Annotated in this window: 11 protein-coding genes, 2 tRNA genes and 3 rRNA genes; 6 read left to right on the top strand and 10 right to left on the bottom strand. The window is 54.5% G+C overall.

Features of this window, described 5'->3' with window-relative positions; genetic code table 11:
- Window positions 1-37 precede the first annotated feature (37 nt).
- Window positions 38-1087, bottom strand: a complete 1050-nt coding sequence (locus GC087_RS06100) for an NAD(P)-dependent alcohol dehydrogenase (RefSeq protein ID WP_039340121.1) — start codon at window positions 1085-1087, stop codon at window positions 38-40.
- Between the two features lie 111 nt (window positions 1088-1198).
- Here GC087_RS06100 and GC087_RS06095 point away from each other — a divergent pair, with 111 nt between their 5' ends.
- Entirely contained in the window at window positions 1199-1591 is a 393-nt protein-coding gene (locus GC087_RS06095) for a winged helix-turn-helix transcriptional regulator (RefSeq protein WP_006120688.1), read from the top strand.
- Window positions 1592-1657: 66 nt separating this feature from the next.
- On the opposite strand, the gene GC087_RS06090 is transcribed toward GC087_RS06095, so the two are convergent.
- A complete protein-coding gene (locus tag GC087_RS06090) occupies window positions 1658-2773 on the bottom strand; it encodes a tRNA/rRNA methyltransferase (RefSeq protein ID WP_006120689.1) in 1116 nt (371 codons plus the stop codon).
- Between the two features lie 160 nt (window positions 2774-2933).
- Here GC087_RS06090 and trxC point away from each other — a divergent pair, with 160 nt between their 5' ends.
- From trxC to pssA, 4 genes are all read left to right on the top strand, one after another.
- Window positions 2934-3353 (top strand): thioredoxin TrxC, encoded by a 420-nt coding sequence (gene trxC / locus GC087_RS06085; RefSeq protein ID WP_039340125.1) that lies wholly within the window; start codon window positions 2934-2936, stop codon window positions 3351-3353.
- Between the two features lie 82 nt (window positions 3354-3435).
- Window positions 3436-4116 (top strand): tRNA-uridine aminocarboxypropyltransferase, encoded by a 681-nt coding sequence (locus tag GC087_RS06080; protein ID WP_033739452.1) that lies wholly within the window; start codon window positions 3436-3438, stop codon window positions 4114-4116.
- Window positions 4117-4256: 140 nt separating this feature from the next.
- Window positions 4257-6932: a bifunctional acetate--CoA ligase family protein/GNAT family N-acetyltransferase gene (locus GC087_RS06075; RefSeq protein ID WP_058702296.1), complete on the top strand. Its 2676-nt coding sequence runs from the start codon at window positions 4257-4259 to the stop codon at window positions 6930-6932.
- 99 nt (window positions 6933-7031) lie between these two features.
- On the top strand, window positions 7032-8387 hold the full coding sequence (gene pssA / locus GC087_RS06065; RefSeq protein ID WP_039340129.1) for a CDP-diacylglycerol--serine O-phosphatidyltransferase: 1356 nt from the start codon (window positions 7032-7034) through the stop codon (window positions 8385-8387).
- A gap of 41 nt (window positions 8388-8428) precedes the next feature.
- Here pssA and GC087_RS06060 read toward each other — a convergent pair whose 3' ends face one another.
- Window positions 8429-9724, bottom strand: coding sequence for an MFS family transporter (locus GC087_RS06060; RefSeq protein ID WP_039340130.1), 1296 nt, complete (start codon window positions 9722-9724; stop codon window positions 8429-8431).
- A gap of 222 nt (window positions 9725-9946) precedes the next feature.
- A complete protein-coding gene (locus GC087_RS06055) occupies window positions 9947-10987 on the bottom strand; it encodes a zinc-dependent alcohol dehydrogenase family protein (RefSeq protein ID WP_058702295.1) in 1041 nt (346 codons plus the stop codon).
- Window positions 10988-11119: 132 nt separating this feature from the next.
- On the opposite strand from GC087_RS06055, the gene GC087_RS06050 reads away from it, so the two are divergent.
- Window positions 11120-11581, top strand: a complete 462-nt coding sequence (locus tag GC087_RS06050) for an Lrp/AsnC family transcriptional regulator (RefSeq protein WP_233255815.1) — start codon at window positions 11120-11122, stop codon at window positions 11579-11581.
- Between the two features lie 237 nt (window positions 11582-11818).
- On the opposite strand, the gene rrf is transcribed toward GC087_RS06050, so the two are convergent.
- From rrf to clpB, 6 genes are all read right to left on the bottom strand, one after another.
- A 5S ribosomal RNA gene (gene rrf, locus GC087_RS06045) occupies window positions 11819-11934 on the bottom strand.
- A 103-nt stretch (window positions 11935-12037) separates the two neighbouring features.
- Window positions 12038-14943 (bottom strand): 23S ribosomal RNA (locus GC087_RS06040).
- A 204-nt stretch (window positions 14944-15147) separates the two neighbouring features.
- Window positions 15148-15223: transfer RNA gene (locus GC087_RS06035), tRNA-Ala, on the bottom strand.
- A gap of 142 nt (window positions 15224-15365) precedes the next feature.
- A tRNA-Ile gene (locus GC087_RS06030) sits at window positions 15366-15442 on the bottom strand.
- Between the two features lie 72 nt (window positions 15443-15514).
- Window positions 15515-17056, bottom strand: a 16S ribosomal RNA gene (locus tag GC087_RS06025).
- Together the 16S, 23S and 5S rRNA genes with 2 tRNA genes alongside form the textbook arrangement of a ribosomal RNA operon.
- A gap of 477 nt (window positions 17057-17533) precedes the next feature.
- On the bottom strand, window positions 17534-20107 hold the full coding sequence (gene clpB, locus GC087_RS06020; protein ID WP_033739502.1) for an ATP-dependent chaperone ClpB: 2574 nt from the start codon (window positions 20105-20107) through the stop codon (window positions 17534-17536).
- Between the last annotated feature and the right edge of the window lie 19 nt (window positions 20108-20126).

Here is a 20126-nt window from a genome sequence, read left to right as displayed (position 1 = left end):
CGGTTCTGGCGTACCTGCCCGGTACGCCAGAACGTCCTTACCAACGCGTCGCTTTTATATCAATCACGAACCGGTATTTCACCTCCCCTTTCAGCATCCGCGCAAATGCCTCTTCTGTCTGCTCTCCGCGAATCAATTCAATGTCAGCCGTAATATTGTTCTCACCGCAGAAGTCCAGCATGTCCTGCGTTTCTTTGATGCTGCCAATAGAAGAGCCGCTGATGCTTAAACGGCGGAATACCATAGGCGTGATATCCGGTGAGGCGTGCGGGCTGTCGGGAATGCCCACCAGCACCAGACGGCCATTGGTTTTAAGCGTGGCCAGATAGGGATCCAGATCGTGAGGCGCGGCAACGCAGTCCACGATCAGATCCAGCGACTGCTGACTGGCCTGCATCTCTGCTGCATGGCGTGATACCACGACATGACGGGCACCAAGTCGGCGCGCATCTTCCGCTTTGTCGGGAGAGGTGGTGAACAGCGTGACGTCCGCACCCAGTGCGCTCGCCAGTTTTACCGCCATGTGCCCCAGGCCACCCAGGCCAATGACGCCAACCTTGTCGCCCGCTTTGACATCAAAGTGACGGAGCGGTGACCACACAGTGACGCCCGCACACAATAGCGGGGCCACGCCTGCCAGCGGCAAGTGCGAAGGAACCGATACGACAAAATCCTGATCGACGACAACGTGTTCCGCATAACCGCCCCGGGTGCGCTCCCCGGTATATTTATCTGTGCCGTTATAGGTCGCGGTGAAGCCGGCTTCGCAATACTGCTCTTCCTGCTGCTGACAAAAACGACAGGTGCGGCAGGCATCCACCATCACGCCCACACCGACAAGATCGCCGGGGGCAAAACGGCTGGCCTTTCCGCCGGTTTCAATAACCCGGCCCACAATTTCATGACCGGGTACTAATGGATAGTGGCTCACCGCCCACTCATTGCGGGCCATGTGCAAATCGGAGTGGCAAACGCCACAGTAAAGAATTTCGATTCTGACATCACTGGGCTGAAGCGGACGCAGCGCTATCTGGCCGGGCGTCAGGGGTTGTGTCGCATCGTGGGCGATCAGTGCATTGATTTTCATTGTGCCTCTCATCGTATCTGGCGTTATTTAACGGAAGGCGGCAAACTCTACTGAAATGGGTTCATTATTGATAGTAGTCACCCTTTGGTGACCATAGAAAGGAAGGACACTATGCCAGCCTGGGTTGACGGAAAACTGGTTTTTTATGTGGATTCGCCACCACGCCGCCTGATGGATCTGTTTTCGGTGAAGTGGAGCACAATGGTGCTGCACGCGCTGTTTCACTGGCCTGGTGGCCGTGCACGCACGGGGGAACTGCAGCGAAGCCTGCAGGGAATATCGAAAAAGATGTTGTTTCAGACGCTAAAAGAGCTGGAGCAACGCGGACTAATTTCCCGCCATGTTTATGACGTGGTGCCGCCTAAAGTGGAATATCAGTTAACGGCGCTGGGCAGAACCTTTGCGGAACCGGTGGAACAGCTTTATCAATGGGGACTGGAGAATCAACAGGTACTTGATGAGATGGATGCGCATTATCAGCGATCAAAGCCTGAGGGAGAGTAAAGCGCGGTAACGAACGGCATAGAGCATGATGGCGCCTTGGCCGCGCCATCGTTTTGCTCGCACAGATTATGCGTTCTGACGCCACCATTCGGCTAACAGCACACCGGTCGCGACCGACACATTCAGACTTTCCACATTACCGGTGCCGCCAATTGACAGGCTCATATCGCCCTGCTGGAACGTGCTGTCGGACAAGCCTTCACGTTCCTGCCCTAACACCAGGACCATTTTGGCAGGCAGCTCGGCTTCAGACAGCGGCGTACCCTGATGGCTGGATGTGGTTACGATGGTGTAACCCGCTTTACGGAACGCGTCGAGGCCTTGCGTAAAGGTTGTGCCGCTGATGGCCTGAACGTGTTCCGCCCCGCCTTCCGCGGTACGAACTGCCGCGCCGGATTCCAGCAACGAGGCATCATTCACCAGCAGCCCTTTCACACCGAAATGTGCACAGCTACGCATGATAGCGCCAAGGTTATGTGGGTTACTGACATCTTCAAGGGCCAGCACGCAGTCTTTGCTTTCGGCCTTCTCCAGCCACGCGGCCACATCCATGCCCATGCGCTTTTTAATCAGGAAACACACACCGCCATGGTGTTCGGTGCCGGAGGCTTTGGTGATCTCAGCGTCATCAACCACGTGGTAGGCTTTACGGTTCGCTGCCAGCCAGCGCAGCGCGTCGCGAAAACGCGGCGTAACGCTCTGCACAAACCAGGCACGCACGATGCTTTCGGGACGGCTCTGGAACAGCGCCTGACAGGCGTTTTCGCCATAAACCCGGGTTTCTTCCAGGCGCTGGCGGCGGATCTGCTCTACGTCCACGACACCTTTACCGCTGATGCCCGGGTTATCCGATTTGGGCTCATCGACCGGTGCACGGGAAACGGTGCGCCAGGGCGAATCACTGCTGCCGTAAGCGTCGCGGTTATCGCTGCTGCGATCGTTGCGGCGAGGTGCACTGTCATTGCGCCGTGGCGCGCTGTCGCTGCGACGACCTGTACTGCGTCCGCCTTCTTCACTGCGCTCAGTACGTGGGCCGGATGAACGACGAGTGTCTTCACGGCGAGCAGCAGGACGGCCACCTTTGCCTGTACGAGGATTGGGCGCACGCGCGCTTTGCTCATCTTCGCCACGCACATACATGACTTTGACCTTACCACTTTTGCCTTTAAATTCGTCGTTCATTTCTTCCTCCTGCATTGAGAGCGCGAAGATTACCTGATGTGACTGCGCTTAGCTATCAACTATTGAACCTATAGAGCAATCCACATTGAGCGGATCTTATCACCCTTTCATAATGGACAATATTGAGCAAAGCGCTCTACATCATTATCAGAGGTTTTTTATGAATACGGTATGCACGTCTTGTCAGGCAACCAATCGCGTTCCCGAAGAACGGCTTGCCGATGGTGCCAAATGTGGTCGTTGTGGCGAAAGCCTGTTTTCGGGTGACGTGATCAACGCCACTGCCGCCACGCTGGACAGCTATCTGCAGGATGACCTGCCTGTCGTCGTGGATTTTTGGGCACCCTGGTGCGGCCCTTGTGTCAACTTTGCGCCCGTTTATAAAGACGTCGCGCAGGAGCGTAGCGGCAAGGTTCGCTTTCTGAAGGTGAATACCGAAGCCGAGCCCGCCCTGAGCAGCCGTTTCCGCATTCGCAGTATCCCGACCATTATGGTGTTTAAAAAAGGCGAGATGGTGGATGTGCTGAACGGCGCGATGCCGAAAGCCCCCTTTAATGAGTGGCTCGACGAATCCCTGTAAGTCCCTGAGGCCAGCATCTGCTGGCCTTTTCCTTTTGTCCGACGCTTCGATTACACTACGCTTTTTCCTGTCCTGAAGAATCATGTCTGATAACGCCGTTTTACGTTTACGCAGCCAACGTCTGGCGCGTGCTACGCGTCCTTTTTTAGCCCGCGGAAATCGTGTGCTTCGCTGTCAGGGCTGTCTGTTGCCGGAAAAACAGTGCCTGTGCGACAGCATCGTTACACAGTCCGCCCGGAGCCGCTTTTGCCTGGTGATGTTTGATACCGAGCCGATGAAGCCAAGCAATACCGGCCGGTTGATTGCAGATGTGTTGCCAAATACGCAGGCCTTTGGCTGGTCACGCACGGAGCCCGATCCGCTGTTACTGGCGGCGGTGGCCGATGGGGCTTATCAGCCGATGGTGGTTTTTCCTGCCTCCTATGCGGATGACGGTCGCGAGGTTCTCCACGCGCCGCCGCTGTCGGGCAAACCGCCGCTGTTTATTATGCTGGACGGTACCTGGAATGAGGCGCGGAAGATGTTTCGCAAAAGCCCCTGGCTTGATCGTTTCCCGGTGCTGTCGCTCAATGTAACGTCCCCTTCCCGCTACACGCTGCGTGAAGCACACGGCGAAGGCCAGCACTGTACGGCAGAAATTGCAGCGGCATTACTGCAGCAGGCGGGCGACAGCGACGCAGCGCAGGCTTTATCCCGGCATTTCGAGCAGTTTCGCCAGGCTTACCTGGCCGGTAAACCGCACCATCCCGGTCAGAACCGATAACGTTAGCGGTCACGTACATGCGTGACGAATAGTGTCCCGGGCGCGCTGATGTACACCCTTCTTCAGCCTGCGATCTGCCCGGCGGTAAAACGGGGCAAATACGTTTACAATCACCTAAATCCTGATGAATGGAGTACGTGATGAGTCAACGCGGACTGGAAGCGCTGTTAAGGCCGAAATCCATTGCGGTTATCGGCGCCTCGATCAAACCGGGACGCGCAGGCTATTTCATGATGCGCAACCTGCTGGCCGGCGGCTTTAGCGGACCGGTGTTGCCGGTTACGCCAAAATACAAAGCCGTCAGCGGCGTGCTGGCCTGGCCTGATATTCACAGTCTGCCTTTCGCCCCGGATTTGGCGGTGATTTGCACCCATCACAAAAGGAATCTGGAATTGCTGCAGCAGCTTGGCGAGAAAGGCTGTAAAGCCTGCATCATTCTTTCTGCGCCCACCAGCCAGCTTCCCGAATTAAAACAGTGCGCCAGCCGCTGGCAGATCCGTCTGCTCGGCCCTAACAGTCTGGGCCTGCTGGCACCGTGGCAGGGACTGAATGCCAGCTTTTCGCCCGTACCCATTGCTAAGGGCCGCATTGCGTTTATTTCGCAGTCATCCGCCGTCTCTAATACCATTCTCGACTGGGCACAGCAGCGTAACCTGGGCTTCTCCTGGTTTATCGCGCTGGGAGACAGTTTGGATACCGACGTGGATGACCTGCTGGATTTTCTTGCCCGCGATGGCAAAACCAGCGCGATTCTGCTTTATCTTGAACATCTTAGTGATGCACGCCGTTTTGTCTCGGCTTCGCGAAGCGCCTCACGTAATAAGCCCATCCTGATCATCAAAAGTGGGCGCAGCCGTCAGGCACAGGCGTTGCTGGGAACGCACAGTGGTCTGGATGCCGCCTGGGATGCGGCCATTCAGCGCGCCGGGTTACTGCGGGTACAGGATACCCACGAGCTGTTTACCGCAGTGGAATCCTTAAGCCATATGCGCCCGCCGCGTGGTCATCGCCTGATGATCGTCAGCAATGGTGCCGCGCCCGCCGCACTGGCGCTGGATGAACTCTATGCCCGCAACGGTAAGCTGGCCGTGCTGAGCGACGAGACCGTGCAGCAGCTCAATGCTGTCCTGCCGGAGGGCGTCGGACATGGCAATCCGCTTGATTTAAAAGACGATGCCACACCGACGCGTTATCTTGACTGTATTAGCGTGCTGCTCGACAGCCATGATTTAGATGCGTTGATGCTGATTCATGCCCCCAGTGCCGTTGCCCCCGCCACCGAAACCGCAGAGAAAATTATTCAGCTGGTGCAACAACATCCGCGCGGTAAACAGCTTACGCTGTTGACGAACTGGTGCGGGGAATACTCTTCTCAGGCGGCGCGCCGGGCTTTTACGCAGGCGGGCATTCCTACCTGGCGCACGCCGGAAGGTACCGTTACCGCCTTTATGCACCAGGTGGAATACCGGCGTAATCAGAAGTTACTGCGGGAAACCCCCGCGCTACCGGCCAGTCTGACTCAGGACAGTGCGCAGGCGCACCAGATCTTATCTCAGGCATTAAATCAGGGTGTGTTATCGCTGGATACGCATGAGGTGCAGCCGGTGCTCAAAGCCTACGGACTGGCCACTCTGCCCACCTGGATTGCGAAAGACAGCGATGATGCGGTCACCATTGCCGAACAAATCGGTTACCCGGTTGCGCTAAAACTGCGCTCCCCGGACGTGGCGCATAAATCCGACGTCCAGGGCGTGATGCTGTATCTGCGCAATGCTGCTGAAGTGCGGCGCGCGGCAGACGCCATTATCGACCGCGTAAAACAGACGTTACCCAGCGCCCGAATCGAAGGGCTGGTCGTGCAGAGCATGGCAAATCGTGCCGGAGCACAGGAGCTGCGCATCGTCGTGGAACAGGATCCGCTGTTTGGCCCGATCATCATGCTGGGTGAAGGTGGCGTGGAATGGCAGGCTGAGAAACAGGCTGCCGTAGCGTTGCCGCCGCTCAATATGACGCTGGCGCGCTATCTGGTCATACAGGCGATCAAAGGCGGTAAGATCCGCAGCCGCAGTGCGCTCATCCCTCTTGATGTTGCCGCGCTGAGCCAGTTACTGGTACAGGTGTCTAACCTGGTGGTGGATTGCCCGGAAATAGCGCGCCTGGATATTCATCCGCTGTTGGCGGCGGGCAGTGATTTCACGCTGCTGGACGTCACCCTGGCGTTGGCCCCCTTTGACGGTGACAGCGAAACCCGCCTGGCGATTCGTCCTTATCCTCAGCACCTGGAAGAGGAGGTGGAGCTGAAAGATGGTCAGCATTGCCTGTTCCGCCCAATCTTACCCGAAGATGAACCGCTGCTGCGTGACTTCATCAGTCAGGTAACCAAAGAAGATCTCTACTACCGCTATTTCAGCGAAATTAACGAATTCACACATGACGATCTGGCCAATATGACGCAGATCGACTATGACCGGGAAATGGCGATCGTCGCGGTGCGTCAGCACCAGGGACAGCCGGAGATCATCGGCGTCACCCGCGCCATTTCGGATGCCGACAACATTGATGCAGAGTTCTCCGTGCTGGTACGTTCCGATCTGAAAGGTCTGGGAATGGGGCGGCGGTTACTCGAAAAAATGATTCGTTACACCCGCGCCCATGGCCTGCAACAACTGAACGGCATCACCATGCCGGGCAACCGTGGCATGGTCACGCTGGCGAAAAAACTCAATTTTAACGTGGATGTGCAGATGGACGATGGTATCGTCAGCCTTAAGCTTTTGTTACAGGATAATGTCAATTTACCGTGTACAGAAAAGTAAAAATCGCCCGGTCAGCTCGGGTTGATGTTATTATTTAGCGTTATGACCCTGATTTGGTGGCAAAAGGCCATACAATGAACCGAGAAGAAGTGCACTGTGATGTTGTCTAAATTTAAGCGCAATAAACACCAACAACACCTCGCACAGCTGCCTAAACTGTCACAATCTGTTGCGGATGTGTCGACGCTTTATTCGCCTGGCGAATTCCGTGAGACGCTTTTGGAAAAGATTGCGTCAGCGCAATCGCGCATTTGTATCGTCGCCCTTTATCTGGAAAATGACGATGCGGGCCGCGCCGTCATGAACGCACTCTATGCGGCAAAAATCGCGCGTCCACAGCTGGATATCAGTATTTTAGTTGACTGGCACCGCGCCCAGCGCGGGCGCATTGGTGCCGCGCGCGGCGTCACTAACGCCGACTGGTATTGTGAGATGGCCCAGCAACATCCCGACAGCGTAATTCCGGTGTACGGCATCCCGGTGAATACGCGTGAAGCGCTGGGCGTACTGCACCTTAAAGGTTTCATTATTGATGACATGCTGCTTTACAGCGGTGCCAGCATTAATGACGTCTACCTGCACCAGCATGATAAATACCGCTACGACCGCTATCAGCTCATCCGTAACCCCGCCCTGGCTGACACCATGTTCGAATGGATTAATCACCATTTGAAAGAGGCGGAGGCGGTGAATCGTCTGGACTATGCAGAGCGGCCTTCCAGCCCGGAAATTAAAAATGAAACCCGGCAGTTTCGTCAGGACCTGCGCGGTTTTAACTATCAGTTTGAAGGCAACGCTGGCAACGATGAACTGGCCGTAACGCCTTTAGTAGGCTTAGGCAAACACAGCCTGCTGAACAAGACCATTTTCCATCTGATGCCCTGCGCAGAGAAAAAACTCACTATCTGCACCCCCTATTTCAACCTGCCCGCCTTGCTGGTGCGCAATATCATTGCCCTGTTACGTCAGGGCAAAGATGTCGAGATCATTGTGGGTGATAAGACGGCGAATGACTTCTATATTGCACCCGATGAGCCGTTCAAGATCATCGGTGCACTGCCCTATCTCTACGAAATTAATCTGCGTCGCTTTTTGAGTCGCCTGCAGTATTACGTCAGTAACGGACAGCTGATCGTGCGCTTATGGAAAGAGGGTGAGAACAGCTATCACCTGAAAGGGATGTGGGTCGATGATGAATGGCAGCTTATTACAGGCAACAACCTGAATCCGCGCGCCTGGCGGCTGGATCTGGAAAATGCGGTACTGATCCACGATCCGCATCAGCAGCTGGCCGATCAGCGCCAGCACGAACTGATGCTGATTCGCCAACATACCACTGTGGTTAAGCATTTCCGTGAGCTGGAAAGTATTGCTGACTACCCGGCTAAAGTCCGTAAACTGATACGACGCCTGCGTCGTATCCGTATTGACCGCCTGATCAGTCGTATCCTCTAGTTTTTCAGCATGCCGCAGACTGACTGCGGCATGCTGACCGATTAAAGCGTCATGCCCTTACCCTGCCGGTGCAGCAACAGCGATACCACGAAGGCCAGTGCCCCCATCCCAGAAACATACCAGAAGAACGTGGTTTCCATGTCGTGGTGTTTCATCAGCAACGCAACATACTCTGCCGATCCACCAAAAATGGCATTCGCCACCGCATAGGAAAGCCCGACACCGAGCGTCCTGACCTGCGGTGGAAACATCTCTGCTTTTAAAATCCCACTGATCGAGGTGTAAAAACTGGTGATCAGCAGCGCCAGCATAATCAGAATAAATGCCATGCCCGGACTCTGAACGTTTTGCAAAAGTGTCAGAATGGGCACAGTACAGATTGCTGCCCCAGCCCCAAAGATCATCATGGACGTGCGGCGGCCGATTTTATCCGACAAACCACCGATAATCGGCTGCAGCAGCATATAAACCAGTAACGCGCCGGTCATTAATCCGCTGGCCGTTTTCGCATCCATGCCTGACGTATTGACCAGGTACTTTTGCATATAGGTGGTAAAGGTATAGAAACTCAGCGATCCGCCCGCGGTAAAGCCCAGTACCATCAGAAACGGCTTAGTATGATTTCGCAATAAGCCGATGACGCTGCCCGCATCGCGGTGTTCACGGGTTTGTTTATCCGAGGTCTCATCCAGCGAGCGGCGCAGCCATAACGCCACAACAGCCAACGCGGCGCCTAAAAAGAACGGGATACGCCAGCCCCAGGTTCGTAGCTCATGATCGGTTAACAGAAACTGCAGCACCACGACCGTCAGTACCGCAGCCAGTTGGCCGCCGATTAAGGTGACATACTGGAATGAGGCATAAAACCCTTTTCGTCCTTCCAGCGCGACTTCACTCATATAGGTGGCGCTTGTGCCGTATTCACCGCCTACTGACAGTCCCTGAAACATACGCGCCAGCAAAAGCAGTGCGGGCGCGGCGATGCCAATACTTTCGTAGCCCGGCAGGCAGGCGATCACCAGCGATCCGAAACACATCATGCAGACCGAGATCAGCATGGATTTTTTGCGGCCGTGGCGGTCGCCAATGTAGCCAAATAACCAGCCGCCAATCGGCCGCATTAAGAAGCCCGCCGCAAAGACGCCTGCGGTCTGCAGCAGTTGGGTTGTGGTGTCGCCCTGGGGGAAGAAAATATGGGCAAAGTAGAGTGAGAAAAACGAGTACACATAAAAGTCGAACCATTCGACGAGATTACCTGAGGACGCGCCTACGATGGCCCAGATACGTTTTTTTCTGTCGATCGCCTGCGTGTGGGGAGTGCTGTTCATGTCTGACATGCTATGCCTCGGCTCCTTGCTGATAAGCAGCGTTAAAGCGTTGAGTAAAGCATGGACGGCAATAAAACGGAAAGAGGTGTTGCCCCGAGCCTATAAAATGTGACCTGTGTTGCTAATTTACTGAAATCATTGCGTGATATATCAGGCGGCTTTTACCGATAACGCCGCGTCAGCGCCTCACGATGACATCCTGGAAGCACTGACATGCGCACAGGAAGACCGTTAAAATGCGGTGATCACCGTAACACCGGGCGATTCAAACTTATCCATATTCATTAACGCCTCTATGGATTGCTCCAGGTTAATGGTTCTGCCGATCAGTTTTTCCGGACAAAGTTTTCCTGCATGAATCATGTTCATCATCACATCATAGCGATGGGCCTGCATGCCGTGGCTGCCAATAATTTCCAGTTCATTAGCAATGACCCGCGCCATAGGAATGGGCGGTGCGCTGTGTTCACCTGCCATCAGGCCAACCTGAACGTGCCTGCCTCTTTTTCTTAACGAGTTGATAGCGTTGACACAGGTTGCCGTATGACCCAGCGCATCGATTGAAACGTGCGCCCCGCCGTGGGTGAACTCTCTGACCGCTTCCGCTACGTCGGCGACCTGCGTGGCATTTACGATGGCAACAGCGCCCAGCTCACGCGCCAGTTGCAGCTTTTCATCCGAGATATCCACCGCTATAACATTGGCGCCAAGTGCATTGGCAATCATGATGGCGGAAAGGCCTACGCCACCACAGCCGTGCACAGCAAGCCACTGCCCTGCGGACGTTTTCCCCTGATCAACAACGGCCCTGAAAGAGGTGATGAAGCGACATCCCAGACTGGCCGCAGTGGTGAAATTCAGCGTATCCGGAAGAGCAATGAGGTTCAGATCCGCCTGCTGTATGGCGACATATTCTGCGAAGGAGCCCCAGTGGGTAAAGCCTGGCTGAAACTGATGATCGCAGACCTGTTGATTGCCTGAATGACACTCATGGCATAAACCGCATCCCGAGACAAAGGGCACGGTGACATTATCGCCCGGCCGCCATTTCGTCACCGCACTGCCGACCGCTTCAATCGTGCCGGCGAATTCATGCCCCGGCACGTGGGGTAACGGGATATCAGGATCGTGGCCGACCCAGCCATGCCAGTCGCTTCGGCAAACCCCAGTTGCTTTAACCCGAATCACAACGCCATGGGGTTCCGGTGTGGGATCCGGCAGCGTTTTCAGGACAGGCGGGGACAGAAATGATTCGTATATGACCGCTTTCATCAGTAAACCCTCATGTATGGTTTATTAAAAGTATACTGACGGGCCGTGAAATTACTTTTCGTGTATTGCAGGCGGATCATGGTTTATGAAATTATCTTTCATTAACGATAATAAGGCTGAGTGGATATTTCAGTGAGTATTCTTGATAAGAAAGATGTGGCGTTACTGCGCTATCTGCAAAAGGACGGCAGAGTATCGAGTCTTAAGCTGTCTCAGGATTTGGATATGAGCCCGGCGTCAACATGGCGGCGCCTGAAGCGGCTTGAGGACGAAGCCTTCATTGAAGGTTATCAGGCGGTAGTGAATCGTCGAAAGATGGGGTTTGGCGTGATGGCATTCGTGCGTCTGGTCTGCAGCCAACACAGTGAGGCGGCAACACGAGACTTTGAAGAGCGGATCAATGCGAATCCTTATGTCCTGTCATGCCACAATATCACTGGCGAGGCCGACTTCCTTTTGCAGGTGGTTGCGCGGGATTTAGATCATTACAGCCTGTTTATTGAAAAGGAACTGCGCAAGCTGCCGGGGATCCTGAGCATTAATTCTTCGATTTCGCTCAGGGAAGTGAAAAAAAGCCATCCCCTGCCGGTCTGAGGGTACGGTTTACTTTCTGACCCAGGATGGCGGGCCTGGAGAATTTATACAAAGAAACGGTACCAGGCGACGATGGAAGGAGTCTTGCCAACCGGTTCAGTGCAAACAGCAGCGTAGGATATCGGGCTCAAGAGGCTTTAAACGGCCATAAGATTCTGCCCGGCTGCCTGCTGAACCATGATTTGCGGACGTAAAAAAGCCCCGTACTTCCGTACGGGGCTTCTCTACTTGATTGATGCCTGGCAGTTCCCTACTCTCGCATGGGGAGACCCCACACTACCATCGGCGCTACGGCGTTTCACTTCTGAGTTCGGCATGGGGTCAGGTGGGACCACCGCGCTACAGCCGCCAGGCAGATTCTGTCTGCCGCACCGCCCTCTCGGGCCGCACGGCGTTATCCGGTAAACAAGGCTGAAAATTCTTTCTGTCTCTCAACCAAAACGCCTCTGGCGTTGTAAGGTTAAGCCTCACGGGTCATTAGTACCGGTAAGCTCAACGCATCGCTGCGCTTACACACCCGGCCTATCAACGTCGTCGTCTTCAACGTCCCTTCAGGAGGCTCGGAGCCTCAGGGAGAACTCATCTCGGGGCAAGTTTCGTGCTTAGATGCTTTCAGCACTTATCTTTTCCGCACTTAGCTACCGGGCAGTGCCACTGGCGTGACAACCCGGACACCAGCGGTGCGTTCACTCCGGTCCTCTCGTACTAGGAGCAACCCCCCTCAATTCTCCAGCGCCCACGGCAGATAGGGACCGAACTGTCTCACGACGTTCTAAACCCAGCTCGCGTACCACTTTAAACGGCGAACAGCCGTACCCTTGGGACCTACTTCAGCCCCAGGATGTGATGAGCCGACATCGAGGTGCCAAACACCGCCGTCGATATGAACTCTTGGGCGGTATCAGCCTGTTATCCCCGGAGTACCTTTTATCCGTTGAGCGATGGCCCTTCCATTCAGAACCACCGGATCACTATGACCTGCTTTCGCACCTGCTCGAGCCGTCACTCTCGCAGTCAAGCTGGCTTATGCCATTGCACTAACCTCCTGATGTCCGACCAGGATTAGCCAACCTTCGTGCTCCTCCGTTACGCTTTGGGAGGAGACCGCCCCAGTCAAACTACCCACCAGACACTGTCCGCAGCCCGGATCACGGGCCCACGTTAGAACACCAAACATTAAAGGGTGGTATTTCAAGGACGGCTCCACGCAGACTGGCGTCCACGCTTCAAAGCCTCCCACCTATCCTACACATCAAGGCTCAGTGTTCAGTGTCAAGCTGTAGTAAAGGTTCACGGGGTCTTTCCGTCTTGCCGCGGGTACACTGCATCTTCACAGCGATTTCAATTTCACTGAGTCTCGGGTGGAGACAGCCTGGCCATCATTACGCCATTCGTGCAGGTCGGAACTTACCCGACAAGGAATTTCGCTACCTTAGGACCGTTATAGTTACGGCCGCCGTTTACCGGGGCTTCGATCAAGAGCTTCTCCTTACGGATAACCCCATCAATTAACCTTCCGGCACCGGGCAGGCGTCACACCGTATACGTCCACTTTCGTGTTTGCACAGTGCTGTGTTTTTAATAAACAGTTGCAGCCAGCTGGTATCTTCGACTGGCCTCGGCTCCGGGAGCAAGTCCCCTCACCTACGCGCCAGCGTGCCTTCTCCCGAAGTTACGGCACCATTTTGCCTAGTTCCTTCACCCGAGTTCTCTCAAGCGCCTGGGTATTCTCTACCTGACCACCTGTGTCGGTTTGGGGTACGATTTCGTGTTACCTGATGCTTAGAGGCTTTTCCTGGAAGCAGGGCATTTATCACTTCAGCACCGTAGTGCCTCGTCGTCACGCCTCAGTGTAAAGTGCACCGGATTTGCCTGGCGCACACACCTACACGCTTAAACCGGGACAACCGTCGCCCGGCCGATATAGCCTTCTCCGTCCCCCCTTCGCAGTAACACCAAGTACAGGAATATTAACCTGTTTCCCATCGACTACGCCTTTCGGCCTCGCCTTAGGGGTCGACTCACCCTGCTCCGATTAACGTTGAACAGGAACCCTTGGTCTTCCGGCGACAAGGTTTTTCACCTTGTTTATCGTTACTTATGTCAGCATTCGCACTTCTGATACCTCCAGCATGCCTCACAGCACACCTTCAACGGCTTACAGAACGCTCCCCTACCCAACAACGCTTACGCGTCGCTGCCGCAGCTTCGGTGCATGGTTTAGCCCCGTTACATCTTCCGCGCAGGCCGACTCGACCAGTGAGCTATTACGCTTTCTTTAAATGATGGCTGCTTCTAAGCCAACATCCTGGCTGTCTGTGCCTTCCCACATCGTTTCCCACTTAACCATGACTTTGGGACCTTAGCTGGCGGTCTGGGTTGTTTCCCTCTTCACGACGGACGTTAGCACCCGCCGTGTGTCTCCCGTGATAACATTCTCCGGTATTCGCAGTTTGCATCGGGTTGGTAAGCCGGGATGGCCCCCTAGCCGAAACAGTGCTCTACCCCCGGAGATGAGTTCACGAGGCGCTACCTAAATAGCTTTCGGGGAGAACCAGCTATCTCCCGGTTTGATTGGCCTTTCACCCCCAGCCACAGGTCATCCGCTAATTTTTCAACATTAGTCGGTTCGGTCCTCCAGTTAGTGTTACCCAACCTTCAACCTGCCCATGGCTAGATCACCGGGTTTCGGGTCTATACCCTGCAACTTAACGCCCAGTTAAGACTCGGTTTCCCTGCGGCTCCCCTATACGGTTAACCTTGCTACAGAATATAAGTCGCTGACCCATTATACAAAAGGTACGCAGTCACACCACGAAGGTGCTCCCACTGCTTGTACGTACACGGTTTCAGGTTCTGTTTCACTCCCCTCGCCGGGGTTCTTTTCGCCTTTCCCTCACGGTACTGGTTCACTATCGGTCAGTCAGGAGTATTTAGCCTTGGAGGATGGTCCCCCCATATTCAGACAGGATACCACGTGTCCCGCCTTACTCATCGAACTCACAACCTGTGCACCTTTGTGTACGGGAGTATCACCCTGTACCCTGCGACTTTCCAGACGCTTCCACTGATGCACAAGCTGATGCAGGTTCTGGGCTCCTCCCCGTTCGCTCGCCGCTACTGGGGGAATCTCGGTTGATTTCTTTTCCTCGGGGTACTTAGATGTTTCAGTTCCCCCGGTTCGCCTCATGCCGCTATGGATTCACTGCATGATAGTGTGACGAATCACACTGGGTTTCCCCATTCGGGTATCGCCGGTTATAGCGGTTCATATCACCTTACCGGCGCTTATCGCAGATTAGCACGCCCTTCATCGCCTCTGACTGCCAGGGCATCCACCGTGTACGCTTGGTCGCTTAACCTCACAACCCACAGGCGTTTTGCGCTTGCGTGTCGTGAGCTTTTGAGAGACCCGAACGCATCGTGCTGTGTTCCTTATTACGGAGGAACACGACGTGCGTCGTTTCAAATTTTCAGCTTGTTCCGGATTGTTAAAGAGCATAATACTTCGCAGCACACCGTCGCCGGTACGCTCTGAAGTATTGTCAGAAAAAAAACAGCAAGTATGGTGGAGCTAAGCGGGATCGAACCGCTGACCTCCTGCGTGCAAGGCAGGCGCTCTCCCAGCTGAGCTATAGCCCCATACAGTTACTGCAGAGACCACTACCACCACTCAACTGCGTGCACTTCATGAGAAATGCACTTCGTGCTCAGGCAAGGCGTGTGTCCGCGAAGCATAGTGAACTATGCGAGCCGGAGACATAACGCAGCATGAGTGCGAAGTTGGTAGGCCTGAGTGGACTTGAACCACCGACCTCACCCTTATCAGGGGTGCGCTCTAACCACCTGAGCTACAAGCCTGTAGAGGTTTTTCTGCTCGTGACTTTCTATCAGACAATCTGTGTGAGCACTTCGCACGAAGGTATCTTCAGGTAAGGAGGTGATCCAACCGCAGGTTCCCCTACGGTTACCTTGTTACGACTTCACCCCAGTCATGAATCACAAAGTGGTAAGCGCCCTCCCGGAGGTTAAGCTACCTACTTCTTTTGCAACCCACTCCCATGGTGTGACGGGCGGTGTGTACAAGGCCCGGGAACGTATTCACCGTGGCATTCTGATCCACGATTACTAGCGATTCCGACTTCACGGAGTCGAGTTGCAGACTCCGATCCGGACTACGACGCACTTTATGAGGTCCGCTTGCTCTCGCGAGGTCGCTTCTCTTTGTATGCGCCATTGTAGCACGTGTGTAGCCCTACTCGTAAGGGCCATGATGACTTGACGTCATCCCCACCTTCCTCCGGTTTATCACCGGCAGTCTCCTTTGAGTTCCCGACCGAATCGCTGGCAACAAAGGATAAGGGTTGCGCTCGTTGCGGGACTTAACCCAACATTTCACAACACGAGCTGACGACAGCCATGCAGCACCTGTCTCAGCGTTCCCGAAGGCACCAAGGCATCTCTGCCAAGTTCGCTGGATGTCAAGAGTAGGTAAGGTTCTTCGCGTTGCATCGAATTAAACCACATGCTCCACCGCTTGTGCGGGCCCCCGTCAATTCATTTGAGTTTTAACCTTGCGGCCGTACTCCCCAGGCGGTCGACTTAACGCGTTAGCTCCGGAAGCCACTCCTCAAGGGAACAACCTCCAAGTCGACATCGTTTACGGCGTGGACTACCAGGGTATCTAATCCTGTTTGCTCCCCACGCTTTCGCACCTGAGCGTCAGTCTTCGTCCAGGGGGCCGCCTTCGCCACCGGTATTCCTCCAGATCTCTACGCATTTCACCGCTACACCTGGAATTCTACCCCCCTCTACGAGACTCAAGCCTGCCAGTTTCAAATGCAGTTCCCAGGTTAAGCCCGGGGATTTCACATCTGACTTAACAGACCGCCTGCGTGCGCTTTACGCCCAGTAATTCCGATTAACGCTTGCACCCTCCGTATTACCGCGGCTGCTGGCACGGAGTTAGCCGGTGCTTCTTCTGCGGGTAACGTCAATTGATGAGGTTATTAACCTCACCACCTTCCTCCCCGCTGAAAGTACTTTACAACCCGAAGGCCTTCTTCATACACGCGGCATGGCTGCATCAGGCTTGCGCCCATTGTGCAATATTCCCCACTGCTGCCTCCCGTAGGAGTCTGGACCGTGTCTCAGTTCCAGTGTGGCTGGTCATCCTCTCAGACCAGCTAGGGATCGTCGCCTAGGTGGGCCGTTACCCCGCCTACCAGCTAATCCCATCTGGGCACATCCGATGGTGTGAGGCCCGAAGGTCCCCCACTTTGGTCTTGCGACGTTATGCGGTATTAGCTACCGTTTCCAGTAGTTATCCCCCTCCATCGGGCAGTTTCCCAGACATTACTCACCCGTCCGCCACTCGTCACCCGAGGAGCAAGCTCCTCTGTGCTACCGTCCGACTTGCATGTGTTAGGCCTGCCGCCAGCGTTCAATCTGAGCCATGATCAAACTCTTCAATTTAAAGTTTGATTTGCTGCAACCAGTGCAGCGATGCTCAAGGAAAACGTCGTAATGAATTTCAATACGTGTTCACTCTTAAGACTTGATATTTTTTGCGTCCGGAGACGCGGATATCAATCCTGCGAGTGCCCACACAGATTGTCTGATAAATTGTTAAAGAGCAGTGCAACCAGCGGGTTAACCGTCTGTTGCGAGGTGGCGTATATTACGCTTTCCTCCTTCAGAGTCAACTTCTTTTTCAGAAGTTTTTCTCCGGCGAAAACTCTGGGGAGCTCTCTGCTGAACACCGCGTTACGTAAGCCGTTGTGCCGTGTCAGTGGAGGCGCATTATAGGCAAATATTTTGGGCTGGCAAGGGGGTAATTCAAAGAAACTTCTCAACCGCTCACTTTCCAGGCAAACCGTCGCAGAAACCACCAATCCGGCCCGTTTCAGAAACAAAAAACGGGCATTACGCCCGTTTTTAACAGAGACAACCTTACTGATGTGCCGTAATGACGTCGTCTTTGACATCCATTTCTATCACTTTTCCCGGAACCAGTTGCCCGGAAAGGATCTGCTGTGCCAGCGGATTCTCTATCTGTTGCTGGATAGCGCGTTTCAGTGGACGCGCACCGTACACCGGATCATAACCGTTCTCACCCAGCAGCTTGATCGCGGCATCAGAGATATGCAGCTGATAACCGCGATCCTCCAGACGTTTGTACAACCGTTGCAGCTGAATCTGTGCGATAGAGGCAATGTGTTTTTCACCCAGAGGATGGAACACCACCACCTCATCAATACGGTTAACAAATTCAGGACGGAAGTGCTGTCCTACCACACCCATGACAACCCCCTTCATTTCGGCGTAGTTCAGATTGCCGAAACGTTCCTGAATCAGATCGGAGCCCAGGTTCGAGGTCATGATTACCACCGTGTTGCGGAAATCAACGGTGCGACCTTGCCCATCCGTTAACCGGCCATCATCCAGCACCTGCAGCAGGATATTGAAGACATCGGGATGCGCCTTCTCTATCTCATCCAGCAGAATCACCGAATACGGACGACGGCGAACCGCCTCGGTCAGATAGCCGCCTTCTTCATAGCCAACGTAGCCCGGAGGTGCCCCCACCAGCCGCGATACCGAGTGTTTCTCCATAAATTCAGACATGTCGATACGGACCATCGCATCGTCACTGTCAAACAGGAAGTTAGCCAGCGATTTACACAACTCGGTTTTACCCACACCCGTTGGGCCGAGGAACAGGAATGACCCGACAGGACGGTTTGGATCGGCCAGACCCGCACGGCTACGACGAATGGCATTGGACACCGCTTCGACGGCTTCATCCTGTCCGATAACGCGTGAGTGGAGCTCCTGTTCCATTCGCAGCAGTTTGTCTCGCTCCCCTTCCATCATGCGGGCAACCGGAATACCGGTCCAGCGCGCCAGCACATCGGCAATTTCCACATCTGTCACGCGATTGCGCAGCAGCTTCATGGTTTTGCCTTCAGACTGGGTGGCAGAAGCCAGTTGTTTTTCCAGCGCCGGGATTTTGCCGTACTGCAGCTCAGACATCTGCGCCAAATCACCAGAGCGACGCGCCTGCTCAAGCTGGAGGCGTGCCTGTTCCAGCTCCGCTTTAATATTCTGCGTACCGGTTAATGAGGCTTTTTCCGCTTTCCACTCTTCTTCCAGCTCAGCATATTCACGCTCTTTCTGATTCAGCTCCGCTTCGAGCATCTCCAGACGTTTCACGCTGGCATCATCAGACTCTTTCTTCAGCGCCTGCTGTTCCAGTTTCAACTGAATAATGCGCCGCTCCAGTCGATCCAGTGCCTCTGGTTTGGAGTCAATCTGCATACGAATGCTGGATGCCGCTTCATCGATCAGGTCAATCGCCTTATCGGGTAACTGACGATCGGCGATATAGCGGTGAGAAAGCGTGGCCGCCGCAACGATAGCCGGGTCAGTAATCTGTACATGATGGTGCAACTCATAGCGCTCTTTTAACCCGCGCAAAATGGCGATGGTATCTTCAACGCTTGGCTCTGCGACAAACACTTTCTGGAAACGACGCTCCAGTGCCGCATCCTTCTCAATGTACTGGCGATATTCATCCAGCGTGGTGGCACCGACGCAGTGCAGCTCACCACGTGCCAGTGCCGGCTTCAGCATATTACCGGCATCCATTGCGCCGTCCGCTTTGCCTGCGCCCACCATGGTATGTAACTCATCGATAAACAGGATGACGTTGCCTTCCTGTTTGGCCAGGTCGCTGAGTACGCCTTTCAGGCGCTCCTCGAATTCACCCCGGTATTTTGCCCCTGCCACCAGCGCGCCCATATCCAGCGCCAGTACACGGCGACCTTTCAGCCCTTCCGGCACTTCGCCATTGATAATGCGTTGGGCCAGCCCTTCAACAATGGCGGTCTTACCTACGCCGGGCTCACCGATTAACACAGGGTTATTTTTAGTACGGCGCTGCAATACCTGGATGGTACGGCGAATTTCCTCATCACGACCAATCACCGGATCCAGCTTGCCTTTCTCGGCACGCTCAGTGAGATCGATTGTGTATTTCTTTAACGCCTGACGCTGATCTTCAGCACCCTGATCGTTCACGTTGTCACCTCCACGAAGTTGTTCTATCGCTTTGGTGAGCTTGTCGTTAGTGGCACCCGCAGACTTCAGAATGTCTGCCAGCGAGCCACGTGAATCCAGGGCTGCCAAAACAAATAATTCAGATGAGATAAAGTTGTCATTGCGCTTCTGTGCCAGCTTGTCGCACAGATTAAGCACTCTGATCAGGTCGGCAGAAGGTTGCACGTCGCCGTCGCTGCCTTCCACCTGGGGCAGACGATCGATAGCCTGGTCAATCTGCGTACGCAGAGAGGCCACATCTATGCCGGTAGAGGACAACAGCGGAGCGACCGATCCCCCTTCCTGTTTGAGCAGTGCGCTCATCAGATGCAAAGGTTCGATAAACTGGTTGTCGTGTCCCAATGCCAGAGACTGCGCGTCGGAGAGAGCAAGTTGAAATTTATTAGTAAGACGATCCAGACGCATAATTCCTCCCATTACAGGT

Origin of the sequence: Pantoea sp. JZ2 (genome assembly GCF_035191405.1) — a bacterium.
Taxonomy (GTDB): Bacteria; Pseudomonadota; Gammaproteobacteria; order Enterobacterales; family Enterobacteriaceae; genus Pantoea; species Pantoea stewartii.
This window is presented reverse-complemented; position numbering and strand designations above follow the sequence as displayed.

Bases quoted from the DNA above. Each gene is read 5' to 3' on its own strand.
- GC087_RS06100 (WP_039340121.1), bottom strand. From the start codon at position 1,087: ATGAAAATCAATGCACTGATCGCCCACGATGCGACACAACCCCTGACG.
- GC087_RS06095 (WP_006120688.1), top strand. From the start codon at position 1,199: ATGCCAGCCTGGGTTGACGGAAAACTGGTTTTTTATGTGGATTCGCCA.
- GC087_RS06090 (WP_006120689.1), bottom strand. From the start codon at position 2,773: ATGAACGACGAATTTAAAGGCAAAAGTGGTAAGGTCAAAGTCATGTAT.
- trxC (WP_039340125.1), top strand. From the start codon at position 2,934: ATGAATACGGTATGCACGTCTTGTCAGGCAACCAATCGCGTTCCCGAA.
- GC087_RS06080 (WP_033739452.1), top strand. From the start codon at position 3,436: ATGTCTGATAACGCCGTTTTACGTTTACGCAGCCAACGTCTGGCGCGT.
- GC087_RS06075 (WP_058702296.1), top strand. From the start codon at position 4,257: ATGAGTCAACGCGGACTGGAAGCGCTGTTAAGGCCGAAATCCATTGCG.
- pssA (WP_039340129.1), top strand. From the start codon at position 7,032: ATGTTGTCTAAATTTAAGCGCAATAAACACCAACAACACCTCGCACAG.
- GC087_RS06060 (WP_039340130.1), bottom strand. From the start codon at position 9,724: ATGTCAGACATGAACAGCACTCCCCACACGCAGGCGATCGACAGAAAA.
- GC087_RS06055 (WP_058702295.1), bottom strand. From the start codon at position 10,987: ATGAAAGCGGTCATATACGAATCATTTCTGTCCCCGCCTGTCCTGAAA.
- clpB (WP_033739502.1), bottom strand. From the start codon at position 20,107: ATGCGTCTGGATCGTCTTACTAATAAATTTCAACTTGCTCTCTCCGAC.